A 12,969-nucleotide genomic window follows, 5' to 3' on the forward strand; every position below is an offset into this window, starting at 1 on the left:
TATATTAAAGGAGAGAAAAACATGACGACAGCCCAAATTATCAGCGGAAAACAAGTATCGGACGAAATTCGCCTAAACCTGAAAGCCGAGGTCGAAGCGCTTGTCGCCCAAGGCTGCGTGCCTGGACTCGCCGTCGTGCTCGTCGGAGAAGATCCGGCCTCCCAAGTCTATGTACGCAACAAAGCCAAAGCGTGCGAAGACCTCGGCTATTATTCCGAAGTTCATCGCCTCGAAGCCGATACCTCGCAGGAAGATCTGCTTGCGCTTGTAGAAAAGCTCAATGAACAAGAGAACATCAACGGCATTCTCGTGCAGCTTCCGCTGCCGGGCCATATCGAAGAAAAAGCGGTAATTAACGCCATTTCTCCGGAAAAAGACGTGGACGGCTTCCATCCGGTCAATGTCGGCAATCTAATGATCGGCGATGACAGCCTGCTTCCTTGTACGCCGGCAGGCGTGATCGAACTGATCAAGCATACCGGTATTGAAATGTCCGGCAAACATGCCGTGGTCATCGGCCGCAGCAATATCGTCGGCAAGCCGGTCTCGATGCTGCTTCAGCGCGAGGACGCTACGGTAACGATGTGCCACTCGCGGACAGCGAACATGAAAGAACTGACCCGCCAGGCGGACATTCTGGTCGTTGCCGTAGGCCGCGCCAACTTCGTCGACGCTTCGTACATCAAGCCGGGCGCTGTGGTGATCGATGTCGGCATCAACCGTCTGGAAACAGGCAAACTGGCCGGCGACGTGGATTTCGAATCGGCCAGCTCCGTATCGGGTCCGATTACGCCGGTACCGGGCGGCGTCGGTCCGATGACGATCACGATGTTGATGAAAAATACGCTGCTTGCGGCCAAGCGCGCGCACGGCCTTTCGTAAGCGGGAGGTTCGGGTATGGAGCAGCGCATACTGTCGATCCAGGAGCTGAACCGGTATATCCGCCAGAAGTTCGAAGCGGACCCGCTGCTGCCTGAAGTGTGGGTGCGCGGCGAGATTTCGAATTTCACGCATCATTCGAGCGGGCATATGTATTTTACGCTAAAAGATGCCGGAAGCCGCGTGCGGGCGATCATGTTCGCTTCGCACAACAAACGCCTGCCGTTTATTCCGCGCGAAGGCACACGCGTCATCGCGCAGGGCAGCGTCTCGGTGTTCGAACGCGACGGACAATACCAGATTTATTTGACCCAGATGCAGCCCGACGGTGTCGGCAGCCTCTATCTGGCTTACGAGCAGCTCAAGAAAAAGCTCGAGACCGAAGGGCTGTTCGACGAAAGCGGCAAGCGGAAGATTCCGGTCATGCCCAAAGCGATCGGAGTAATTACGTCGCCGACAGGTGCGGCCGTTCGGGATATTCTGACCACGCTCGGCCGCCGGTTCCCCGGCGTGCCCGTTATGCTGTATCCGGCTTTGGTGCAGGGCAAAGAAGCCGCCGCGTCGATCGTGCGCGGGATTCGCATCCTGAACCGTCTGGGCGAAGCGGACGTGTTGATCATCGGCCGCGGCGGAGGCTCGCTAGAAGAACTGTGGGCTTTTAACGAAGAGATCGTGGCCCGGGCCATCTACGATTCGGCGATCCCGGTCATCTCGGCCGTGGGACACGAGACCGACTTTACGATCTCCGATTTTGCCGCCGATCTGCGGGCGGCTACCCCAACGGCCGCCGCGGAACTTGCGGTGCCGGACCGGCGCGAGCTGCAGCAGCGGCTCGCCGTGCTGCAGCAGCGCCTGCGCGGCGCCCTGCTGCGCCGGGCTGCGCAGGAACGCGAGCGCCTCGCGCGCCTGCAGCGTTCCGCCGTGCTGCGGCAGCCGCAGCGCGCCCTGCAGCCGCACGCGCAGCGGCTCGACGGGCTGACGCGCCGCCTGACGGCGCGGACCGAAGCCCGCTTCGCCTCGGGCCGCGACAAGCATGCGCGCCTGCACGGCAGGCTGTCGCGCTTCTATCCGGGCGCGCAGCTGCAGCTGGCTTCGCGCCAGCTGGGCGGCCTGGACGGCCGTTTGGACGCCGCCATGAACGCCGCTGTCAAAGACCGGCGCCAGCGTCTGCTCGGCAGCGTGAGACAGCTTGATGCGCTCAGTCCCCTCAAGGTCATGGCGCGCGGATACAGCCTGGTCTACGACGAGAGCCAGCAGCGGCTGATCAAGTCCGCACATGAAGTAAGCGAAGGCGACCGGATTGTCGTCCGGGTAAACGACGGAAGCCTGGACTGCCGGGTGATTCAAACGACGGAGGAGGCCAATCGAAGTGGACAATAAGACCGGAATGCAAGCCGATGGAGGGCAATCCCCTCAGGCGGTGAACGCCGAACTGAACTTTGAGCAGGCGATGGACCAGCTCGAGCGAATCGTTTCCGAACTGGAACAAGGCGATGTGCCGCTCGAGAAAGCGATCGATTTGTTCCAGCGCGGCATGCAGCTGTCTCAGCTGTGCGGCCAGAAGCTCGAACAGGTGGAGCGCAAGATCGAAACGATCGTGGAAGAAGACGGTCAGCTCCGGCGCCGGAATTTTGCGGGTGAAGCGGAAAGCGGGGAAGACTTTTGAACAGCGCATTCGAGCTTGAGCCCTATATCAAACAAGTCGCTTCCGACTTGGATCGGTATTTTGCCGAAGCGTTTCCGGGCGAATGGGATATGCCGGCCGCACTGCTGGAGTCCATGCGCTATTCGCTGGATGCCGGCGGCAAACGCCTGCGTCCGCTGCTGGTCGTAGCGGCCTGCGAGAGCCTGGGCGGAAGCCGCCAAGCGGCGATCCGAGTAGCCGCTGCCGTCGAGATGGTCCATACGTATTCGCTGATCCACGACGATCTGCCTGCGATGGACGACGACGATCTGCGCCGCGGCAAACCGACCAACCATAAAGTGTTCGGGGAAGCGATGGCGATTTTGGCCGGGGACGGACTGCTGACGCATGCTTTTTATGTAGTCACGACCCTTGCCAAAGACGGACTGCTGTCTGCGGAAGCGGCGGTATCGATCGTATCCGATCTGGCCGAGTACGCGGGACCCCGCGGCATGGTCGGCGGCCAGGTGGCCGATATGGAAGGCGAACAAGGCACGACCGATCTTGCGCGGCTCGAATATATCCACCTGCACAAGACGAGCGATCTGATCATGTTTTCGCTGCTTGCGGGCGGACGCTGCGCCGGAGCGACTCAAGCGCAGCTGGACGCTCTGCAGACGTTCGGCCGGGGAATCGGGTTGGCTTTCCAGATCCAAGACGATATTCTCGATCTGATCGGCGACGAGAACAAACTGGGCAAAAAAACGCAGAGCGACGTCAAGATGGAAAAAGTGACCTATCCATATTTCCTGGGGATCGATTCGTCGAAGGAAGAAGTGCGGAGGCTCAGCGAGGAAGCCAAATCGGCTGTCCTCGGAGCGGGCCTGCACACGTCCGAGACGCTGATTGCCATCGCCGATTATTTGGTGGAACGGGACCGTTAAATCGGCTCGAACACCAACGATCCGGTTTCGACGCTCGCTTGCTCGGGTATTGAAGAACAGCAGAATCGGCAGCGGGCAGGATCGGAGCCGAAGCTTCGAATTGGCTTTGTTTCCTGAAAAACGATATAATAACCCATACTACGGCGTTCACCGAGATGCCACAATTCAAAATCGTTCGAGACCGAATTCAGGAAAATGAAGGAAAGCGGGGAATAACATATGCTGCTTCCGCAAATTAATCAACCCGGCGATCTGAAGAAGCTGCCGTCCGATCAACTGGCGCCGCTTGCCCAGGAGATCCGTCAGTTTTTGATCGAAAAGCTGTCGGTTACGGGAGGCCATCTGGCTTCCAACCTTGGCGTAGTCGAGTTGACGTTGGCGCTGCATTATTGCTACGAAAGTCCGAAAGACAAGTTTATTTTTGATGTGGGCCACCAGGCTTATGTGCACAAGATTTTGACCGGCAGACAGGACCGTTTCGATACCCTGCGCAAATACAAAGGCCTCTGCGGTTTCGTCAAACGCGTGGAAAGCGAACACGACGTTTGGGAAGCCGGCCACAGCAGTACGTCGCTGTCCGCGGCGATGGGCATGGCGATGGCGCGCGATCTCAAAGGCGAAAGCAACAAAGTGGTAGCGGTGATCGGCGACGGCGCATTGACCGGCGGCATGGCGTTCGAAGCGCTGAACCATATCGGTCATGAGAAGAAAAACCTGCTCGTCGTCCTCAACGACAACGAGATGTCGATCGCGCCGAACGTAGGCGCCATGCACAACTATCTCAGCCGCGTCCGTTCGGACCGTCATTATCTGCGGGCCAAAGACGACGTGGAATCCCTGATCAAAAAGATTCCGGCAATCGGGGGCAAGCTTGCCCGGACAGCCGAAAAAGTCAAAGATAGTCTCAAATACATGATGGTTCCGGGCGTTTTGTTCGAAGAACTGGGCTTCAAATATATCGGGCCGATCGACGGGCACGACCTGCCGACCTTGATGGAGACATTCCGCCAGTCGGATCATATCGACGGACCGGTACTCGTTCATATCGTAACGACCAAAGGCAAAGGCTACAAACCCGCCGAAACGGATTCGCACAAATGGCACGGTATTTCTCCGTACAAGATCGAATCCGGCCAGACGCTCAAATCGGCCGGCAATCCGATGTATACGGAAGTATTCGGCCGCACGCTGATCGAACTCGCGGAACAGGACGAGCGGATCGTCGCCGTTACGCCGGCTATGCCGGGCGGTTCGGGATTGATGGAATTTGCCGCAAGATTCCCGAAACGGATGATCGATGTCGGGATCGCCGAGCAGCATGCCGCAACCCTGTGTGCCGCCATGGCCATGGAAGGCATGAAACCGGTCTTCGCCGTATACTCGACCTTTATGCAGCGCGCCTACGACCAGATCGTGCACGACATCTGCCGTCATAACGCGAACGTCATGTTTGCGATCGATCGGGCCGGATTTGTCGGAGCGGACGGAGAAACGCATCAAGGCGTCTATGATATTGCCTTCCTGCGCCATATCCCGAACATGGTGCTGATGATGCCAAAAGACGAGAATGAACTGCGCCATATGATGAAAACGGCGCTTGATTACGATAAAGGGCCGATCGGCTTCCGTTATCCGCGGGTCAACGGTCTTGGCGTTCCGCTTGACCAGACGCTCAAAAGCATTCCGATCGGAAGCTGGGAAACGGTTCGCGAAGGCGAGAACTGCGCGATTTTGGCTGTAGGTCCCATGGTGCAAACCGCTCTTGCGGCTGCCGAACTGTTGAAGTCGTCGGGAATCCAGGCAAGTGTCGTCAATGCACGCTTCCTGAAGCCGCTCGATGAGCGGATGCTGACCGATCTGGCCGACCGCGGCGTCAAACTTCTGGTTATGGAAGAAGCTTCGCAGGCCGGCGGCCTGGGCGGAGCGGTGCTGGAGTTCTATGCGTCCCGCGGAATCGCCCATGCCGACGTACGCATTCTGGGTGTGCCGGACTGCTTTATCGAGCATGGCAGCATCAAAGAGCAGCAGGAAGAAGCCGGCTTGACAGCCGAACATGCGGCGGACCTCGTACGCGAGAGCGTAACGGGAAGCCGCCTGGCCCTCAAAACGGGACTGCCTTCGTAATTCTTCGTTTCAAGCGAAGCGGCTGCTGACGTGCGTATTTCATACAGAAAGAGAGCCTGATTATGGCCGAGCCAAAAGAGAAAATCGAAAAAGAACGAATCGACGTTCTGCTCGTGGAGCAGGCGTATTACGAAAGCAGGGAAAAAGCGAAGGCCGCCATTATGGCGGGCCTTGTTTTTGCCGATAACGAACGCATCGAAAAGCCGGGCATGAAAGTATCACGGGAGGCCGCACTGCATGTCAAGGGTGCGGTCCATCCGTATGTAAGCCGGGGCGGGTTGAAGCTTGCAAAAGCGCTGACCACGTTCGGAATCGATATGAAAGACCGGGTGATGCTGGATATCGGTTCTTCGACCGGAGGTTTTACCGATTGTGCGCTGCAAAACGGAGCCTCTTACGTCTACGCGATCGATGTGGGTTACAATCAGCTCGACTGGTCGCTGCGAAACGACGAGCGGGTAAACGTGATGGAGCGCACCAATTTCCGGTATATGACCCCGGGAGAATTGACGGGGCCCCAGCCGGATTTTGCAAGTATCGACGTTTCGTTTATTTCGCTCAGACTGATTCTGCCTCCGCTCGTCCAGCTGCTTCGGCGTCCGGCCGAAGTGGCCGCGCTGATTAAGCCGCAGTTTGAAGCGGGCCGGGAAAAGGTCGGCAAATCCGGAGTGGTGCGCGATCGCAAAGTTCATGAAGACGTGCTGAATCAGGTGCTGACTTTTGCCAATGCGCTGGGCTTTGAGATCGGCGGACTGACTTTTTCTCCGATTACCGGGGGAGAAGGCAACGTCGAATTTCTCGCTTACCTGAAACTGCCGGAAGGAGAAAGCGTCCCGCTCGGCGAAGAAAGTATTCGGGAACTGGCGTCAAATACGGCGGCGGAAGCCGCTCGAACTTTTCAAAGAAACTCATCCACCGACCGGTGAGTTTCTTTGTGTTGGATACGTTTAATAACTATTGCTGACCGAGGGGGAGTCCTATGAAGGGACAACGACATATCAAAATCCGGGAGATTATCTCGAGCCGGGATATCGAAACGCAGGATGAATTGGTAGCCGCGCTTCGTACGGCGGGCTTTCAGGTTACGCAGGCCACCGTATCGCGAGATATCAAGGAGCTGCTTCTGATCAAGGTTCCGCTCGACGACGGCCGGTACAAATATTCAATGCCGACCGATCAGCGCTATAATCCGGTACAGAAGCTCAAACGTGCGTTGGTAGACAATTTTGTCCATATCGACCATTCCGGCAATCTCGTCGTCATGAAGTGTCTGCCGGGAACGGCAAACTCGATTGCGGCGCTGCTCGACAATATGGAATGGTCGGAAATCATGGGAACGATCTCGGGTGACGATACGATTCTCCTGATCTGCCGCCAGCCCGAGAACAGCCAGACGGTGATCGGTCAAATTATGGGATTCATTTCCTAAACTCTATTGAGGTGAGTGCATGCTAGTTGCATTGTCCATTCGGAATCTCGCCGTCGTCGAAGCTGTCGACGTTCATTTTTATCAAGGATTCCATGTGCTGTCCGGAGAAACGGGAGCCGGCAAATCGATCGTGATCGACGCGCTGGGACTGATCTCGGGCGGACGCGGTTCTTCGGATCTGATTCGTTACGGAGCCGACAAAGCGGAAATGGAAGCGCTGTTTGAACTTCCGGATGAGCATCCGGTCTGGAAAACGCTCGAGCAGCTCGGTATTTCCGCTTCTTCGGAAGAGCATCTGGTTATCCGGCGCGAAGTGACCGCACAAGGCAAAAGTACCTCGCGCATCAACGGACAGCTGGTCAACCTGACCATGCTGCGGGAAGTGGGCGAGCAGCTGATCAATATCCACGGCCAGCATGAACACCAATCGCTGCTGCGGCCGGAAAGCCATCTGGGCCTACTCGACTCTTACGGAGGCGAGACGATCGCTCCTGCCAAAGCGGCGTATCAGCAGGAGTATTCGGCGCTGGCCAAGCTGGAGAGAGAACTGCGCGAACTGCGCGAGACCAGTCAGAAATCGCTGCAAATGCTCGATATGTACCGTTTTCAGCTCGAAGAAATTCAAGCCGCCAAGCTTAAAGTGGGCGAAGATCTAGAGCTGGCGGACGAACGTTCCAAACTTGCACACAGTGAAAAGCTGATGGAGTCCGTCTCCGAAGGATATAATCTGCTGTACGGAGATCGGGGGATCGAAGCGATCGGTTCCGCTATTTCCAGTCTGGAAGACGTCGAGAATTACGATCCGAAAGCGATGCAGCCGATTCTGGAACAGCTGCGCAATGCTTTTTACCAGCTTGAAGACGCGGCGTTCCAACTTCGGGACTACCGCGAGAATATCGAATTCAACCCGGGACGTCTGGAAGAAGTGGAAGACCGGCTTAATCTGCTGTCGGGACTGCGGCGGAAATACGGAGAAAGCGTCGAGCAAATTCTGGCGTATTACGATCAGATTCACCGGGAGACCGATATGCTGGAAAACAAAGACGAGCGTCTTGAGCTGCTGACCGCCAAGCGCGACAAGCAGCTCGAGAAGACGCTGCGTCTGGCGCGGGAGCTCAGCGCGCTGAGGCGGGAGTGTTCGCGCGATCTGGCCCGCCAGATCGAAGGCGAGCTCAAGGATCTCCAGATGCAGCGGACCTCGATCGAGGTTAAGCTGGAACCGATCCAGGACGCCCGTGGTTTCGAGTTCGAAGGCCGGCGGGTACGCCTGACCCGTCAGGGTGTCGACAATGCGGAATTCCTGATTTCGCCGAATCCCGGCGAGCCGCTGCGTCCGCTGGGCAAGATTGCCTCGGGCGGCGAACTGTCGCGGATCATGCTGGCTCTCAAAAGTATTTTTGCCCGCCACGATAAAGTGCCGGTTCTGGTCTTCGACGAAGTGGATACCGGAGTCAGCGGACGCGCGGCCCAATCGATCGCCGAGAAGCTCGTCAAGCTCTCCCGCGACTGCCAGGTCTTCTCGATCACCCACCTTCCGCAGGTCGCCTGTATGGCGGATCGGCAGTATCTGATCGAAAAGCGGGTAGAAGGCGAGCGTACGATGACACGGGTTGAAGCCTTGGACGAAGAAGGCCGTGTGACGGAACTTGCGCGGATGCTCGGCGGTGTCGAAATTACGGAAAAAACGCTGCATCATGCGCAGGAAATGCTGAAACTTGCAGAAGAAAGCAAAAACGGCCGCGCTTCTTAAGCCGGTCTTCATCTTCCCGAAACCGTATGCAGATCCCGAAAACCGGAGCCCCTCGGCTCCGCTTCGGATCTGAAAAAGTACGATAAACGGCGAATTTCGAAAAGGGATTCGTTCATCGTACTCATTTACGGTTTTGGGATTTTTTGTTTGAATTCGGCCGCTAACCCGATATACTGGTAAAGAGCAAAGATTTGGCGCCGCGGCAGGGATCGGTTCGAACGGTGTCGAATTTTATGTAAGAGATCTGTTGAAGTAAAACAGAAGCGGTTCTGTGAATGACAGAGGATCCGGCTTTGCCGCCGGATGAGGAGGAGGAACAGGCTTTGCCAAACATCGAAGTTATGCTTGCGGACGATAACCGGGATTTCGTTCATATGCTCCAGGAGCATATTTCCGCCCAGGAAGACATGACGGTAACAGGAGTCGCTTTTAACGGGGAAGAAGTGCTGGGACTGCTGCGTACGGCCGAGCGGGCTCCGGATATTCTGATCCTGGATATTATTATGCCGCATCTGGACGGGCTGGGCGTGCTGGAGAAACTGCAGAGCATGAACTTGAACCCCCGTCCCAAAGTGATTATGCTGACGGCATTCGGGCAGGAGAATATTACCCAGCGTGCGGTGGAATTGGGCGCTGCTTATTATATTCTGAAGCCGTTCGATATTGAAGTACTGGTCAACCGGGTGCGGCAGATGCTGAATATTCCGTCTTCGCCGATCACGCAGGCCCAACCGGCGCCTACGCCGAAGCCAAGTATCGGATCGCTGTCCAAAGGCAAAAGCCTGGATGCGAGCATTACGTCCATCATCAACGAAATCGGGATTCCCGTGCATGTCAGAGGCTACAAGTACCTGCGCGAAGCCATTACGATGGTGTATCACAATATCGAAATTCTCGGTTCGATCACGAAGACGTTGTATCCGTCGATTGCCGAGAAATACGCGACGACCCCATCCCGAGTGGAACGTGCGATCCGCCATGCGATCGAGCTGGCTTGGGCACGCGGTTCGGTGCAAAATATCAGCGATCTGTTCGGCTACACCGTCAGCATCAACAAATCCAAGCCAACCAACAGCGAATTTATCGCGATGATCGCGGACAAGCTGCGGATCGAGCATACGGTGAGCTGAAGCAGCGGAGTTATGCGGGTTTGAGATCGTTTAAGCTAAAACAAGTTTGGCTATAAATATCGGAAATTCTCTATTTTAAGCCAACAAACTTCCATGGATCGTACCAACTAATGCCGTTGTTTATTGGATGTGCGATAATCCGGTAAACGGCGGTATTTTTATCTTCCATACTTTAAGCGGAATCGGACAGGAGGAACAAGCGATGAAAATGACAGCAGCGATAAGGGCGGCCTTCCTGGCAGCGATCGTTCTTCTAGCCGGTTGTTCGCAGCCGGCGGACGAAGCCGGTGGACATGCAATGAACCACAGTTCGACGGGCAAACTGCCCGATGGGCTGACAGAAGCGAAAGACGCGGCGTATCCGGTCGGCACGAAGATTACCGTTCATTCCGATCATATGGCCGGGATGGACGGGGCGGAAGGCACAGTGACAGGAGCTTATGATACGGTCATCTACTCCGTCTCGTATACGCCGACCGATGGCGGAGAGCCGGTTGTCGGACACAAATGGGTGATTCGGGAAGAACTCGAAGACGCCGGGGATCAAACGCCGGGGCAAGGCGATACCGTTACGATCGAAGCTGATCATATGGAGGGGATGAAAGGGGCCAAAGCCACGATCGATACCGCCAGTGAAGGAGTGATCTATCAAGTGGATTATGTGCCGACCGACGGCGGAGAACCGGTAAAAAATCATAGATGGGTCACTGAAGACGAGCTGTCGGCGAATTGATCGCCGGCAGCTTATTTTTTGAAGAAGAGAATCGGCGTGTATAAATTTGGTTTCCCCGTGTCGGTTTGAGATAATAGAGAAGCGGGCCGGTTATCGGGATTCCCGCAGAGCCGAAAGGGAGAGACACACTCATGAGAAAGATCCACATCCGAATTTTATACGACAATGGAATCGAGAAAGAATATGCGTTCGACTCGAGCGAAGAACTGACGGCAGCGGAGATGGAAATCGCCATCCGCGAAATCAAGGAAGCTTACATCATTCCCGCTTTTCGCGGCGAAAAATTCGAAAGCGTCGGCTGCCTGACATTCGAGAGTGGAGAACGCGAGATCAGTATCAATTTGGCCAAGGTGGCGGAAATCGCTTTTGCGATCCGGTAGAAAGCAGGGGCATAAAGCGAAGCAAACCCACATACAAGATCACCCAGACCGAGGAGGAACCTTTATGAACGTATTGATTATTGGAGCGAACGGACAAATTGGAAGCCGGCTCATTCGGCAGCTCAAGCAGGAAGGCCGCCATACGGTCAAGGCGATGATCCGCAAAGCCGAGCAGGAAAACGAGCTGCGCGCGGCGGGAGTCGAGCCGGTGCTGGCGAATCTGGAAGACAGCGTAGAGACTCTGGCACAGGCCATGCAAGGCTGCGATGCCCTTGTATTTACCGCAGGTTCGGGAGGTTCGACCGGCCTGGACAAGACGCTGCTGATCGATCTCGACGGCGCGGTCAAAACGATGGAAGCAGCCGAAAAAGCGGGCGTCAAGCGTTATGTGATCGTCAGCGCCATGCAGGCCCACAATCGCGAGAACTGGTCCGAACAGATTAAACCGTATTACGCGGCCAAACATTATGCGGACCGGATGCTGGAATCGACGGGACTCGATTATACGATTGTGCGCCCGGGAGGGCTGACCAACGATCCGGGTACCGGCAGCATCTCGGCGGCGGAAAATCTTGAACCGGGTTCCATTTCCCGCGACGACGTCGCTGCCGTTATTGCGGCACTGCTGGAAGACCGTCGTACGTATCGCCGGGCGTTTGACCTGACCTCGGGCAAGACTCCGATCGGAGAAGCGTTCGGCGTCTAATCCCGGTTTGGCCGGGCGCTCGTTTCAGCGGCGAAACATTCCGGTTAACGTTACCTTAGATACGCAAAGCCTGCGATAAGCAGATGCAGACGGAAAGGGCGGTTGCCAGATGAAAAGCGGAACGGGAAATTATACCGAACTCCAGAAAAACGAAATGAAGCGCCAAATCCGCGCAGCCGCGGATGAAGCTTTCGACAAAGAAATGGCGGAGATCAACGGACAGCTGCAGCAGGAAATTCTGATCGCCATGATCGGGGATGTCAATGCCGGGAAATCTTCGACCATCAACCGGATTGTAGGCGAAGAAGTAGCGGGTGTCGGCGCGGAGCCGGGCGAGACGACCGCTATTCATCCGCATGCTTACAAAGACAAAATCTTTTTTATCGATACGCCGGGATTGAATGATGTGAATACGGAAAATTCGGCGACGACGCTTGATTATTTCCGGAAAACCGATGTGGTACTATTCTTCTTGAACGCAGCGGGAACCGTCTTTTCGGAGAGTGAGCAGCGTTCATTCCGAATCGTGGAAAAAGCCAATCCGAATATCCTGATCGTGCTGAACAAGATCGATGCGGCGGACGAGGTCGATCGGCTGGTGGCCAGAGTGCGGAAGGAAACGGGCGAAAAGTATGAAGTGATTCCTATTTCTTCGCGTACGGGCGAGAATATCGACGGTCTGCGCGATGCCATTCTTGACTTGTTAAAAAAAAACAACAAGGATATTCTGTTCGCACGTACGATCAAAGCCAAATCTTCGACCGCCAATAAATGGATTATCGGAGCGGCCACGTCCGCGGGAGCGATCGGAGCGGTACCGATGCCCGGCGCGGACATTGTACCGTTGACCGCGCTGCAGATCGGACTGCTGACAAGGCTTGCCGTGCTGTACGAACGTCCGATCAGCCGGGAAGCGGCCAAAGAGATCGTCATAACCGCAATCGTGGGCAATCTGGGCCGGACCCTGTTTTCGCAGATCATGAAAATCTTTCCCGGAGCGGGAAGCGTTGCGGGTGCCGGTGTTGCGGGAACGGTAACGCTTGCGCTCGGTTACTCGGTCAAATACGCCTATGAACGGGGAATCGATGTGACTCCCGAATCCGTATCCAAATTGTACAAGACTTTCCGCGAGCGAAAAAACAAAGGCAAGAAACTGCCCGGCGAAGAATAAAAAAATCGACCCGGTATTTGGACCGGAGGCTCCGCGAATGCGGAGTCTTTTTGCTTTGTTTTGCGTTAATCCGCCTGTTCGGCATAACGGTTCAGGTTC

General features: G+C 56.0%; 13 protein-coding genes. All 13 read left to right on the forward strand.

Annotated elements, in window-relative coordinates:
• Positions 1-21: 21 nt before the first annotated feature.
• The 13 genes from folD (at position 22) to HOP44_RS02745 (ending at position 12,870) form a co-directional block, all read left to right on the forward strand.
• A complete protein-coding gene (gene folD / locus HOP44_RS02685) occupies positions 22-882 on the forward strand; it encodes a bifunctional methylenetetrahydrofolate dehydrogenase/methenyltetrahydrofolate cyclohydrolase FolD (protein ID WP_172250314.1) in 861 nt (286 codons plus the stop codon).
• 15 nt (positions 883-897) lie between these two features.
• Positions 898-2,259 carry an exodeoxyribonuclease VII large subunit gene (gene xseA / locus HOP44_RS02690; RefSeq protein ID WP_172250316.1) on the forward strand — a complete coding sequence of 454 codons (1,362 nt, stop codon included), beginning with the start codon at positions 898-900 and terminating at the stop codon, positions 2,257-2,259.
• Positions 2,260-2,266: 7 nt separating this feature from the next.
• Complete coding sequence (gene xseB / locus HOP44_RS02695; protein WP_216667478.1) at positions 2,267-2,545, forward strand: exodeoxyribonuclease VII small subunit; 279 nt, start codon at positions 2,267-2,269, stop codon at positions 2,543-2,545.
• Complete coding sequence (locus tag HOP44_RS02700; protein WP_425501791.1) at positions 2,542-3,447, forward strand: polyprenyl synthetase family protein; 906 nt, start codon at positions 2,542-2,544, stop codon at positions 3,445-3,447. The genes xseB and HOP44_RS02700 overlap by 4 nt, the downstream gene beginning before the upstream one ends.
• A 219-nt stretch (positions 3,448-3,666) precedes the next feature.
• Entirely contained in the window at positions 3,667-5,571 is a 1,905-nt protein-coding gene (dxs, locus tag HOP44_RS02705) for a 1-deoxy-D-xylulose-5-phosphate synthase (protein ID WP_172250318.1), read from the forward strand.
• A 62-nt stretch (positions 5,572-5,633) separates the two neighbouring features.
• Positions 5,634-6,497 carry a TlyA family RNA methyltransferase gene (locus HOP44_RS02710; RefSeq protein ID WP_172250320.1) on the forward strand — a complete coding sequence of 288 codons (864 nt, stop codon included), beginning with the start codon at positions 5,634-5,636 and terminating at the stop codon, positions 6,495-6,497.
• Positions 6,498-6,550: 53 nt separating this feature from the next.
• A complete protein-coding gene (ahrC, locus tag HOP44_RS02715; RefSeq protein WP_172200315.1) occupies positions 6,551-7,000 on the forward strand; it encodes a transcriptional regulator AhrC/ArgR in 450 nt (149 codons plus the stop codon).
• Positions 7,001-7,019: 19 nt separating this feature from the next.
• The gene (gene recN / locus HOP44_RS02720; protein ID WP_172250322.1) at positions 7,020-8,750 is read left to right on the forward strand and encodes a DNA repair protein RecN; all 1,731 of its coding nucleotides are present in this window, start codon (positions 7,020-7,022) and stop codon (positions 8,748-8,750) included.
• A gap of 323 nt (positions 8,751-9,073) precedes the next feature.
• A complete protein-coding gene (spo0A, locus tag HOP44_RS02725; RefSeq protein WP_172250324.1) occupies positions 9,074-9,880 on the forward strand; it encodes a sporulation transcription factor Spo0A in 807 nt (268 codons plus the stop codon).
• Between the two features lie 208 nt (positions 9,881-10,088).
• On the forward strand, positions 10,089-10,613 hold the full coding sequence (locus tag HOP44_RS02730; protein WP_172251533.1) for a YdhK family protein: 525 nt from the start codon (positions 10,089-10,091) through the stop codon (positions 10,611-10,613).
• Between the two features lie 131 nt (positions 10,614-10,744).
• A complete protein-coding gene (locus tag HOP44_RS02735) occupies positions 10,745-10,993 on the forward strand; it encodes a hypothetical protein (protein WP_172250326.1) in 249 nt (82 codons plus the stop codon).
• A gap of 64 nt (positions 10,994-11,057) precedes the next feature.
• Positions 11,058-11,699 carry an SDR family oxidoreductase gene (locus HOP44_RS02740; protein ID WP_172250328.1) on the forward strand — a complete coding sequence of 214 codons (642 nt, stop codon included), beginning with the start codon at positions 11,058-11,060 and terminating at the stop codon, positions 11,697-11,699.
• Positions 11,700-11,808: 109 nt separating this feature from the next.
• Positions 11,809-12,870: a YcjF family protein gene (locus tag HOP44_RS02745; RefSeq protein WP_172250330.1), complete on the forward strand. Its 1,062-nt coding sequence runs from the start codon at positions 11,809-11,811 to the stop codon at positions 12,868-12,870.
• The last annotated feature ends 99 nt before the right edge of the window (positions 12,871-12,969 follow it).

The sequence above is a fragment of the Saccharibacillus deserti genome, assembly GCF_013618475.1.
GTDB classification, from domain to species: Bacteria; Bacillota; Bacilli; order Paenibacillales; family Paenibacillaceae; genus Saccharibacillus; species Saccharibacillus deserti.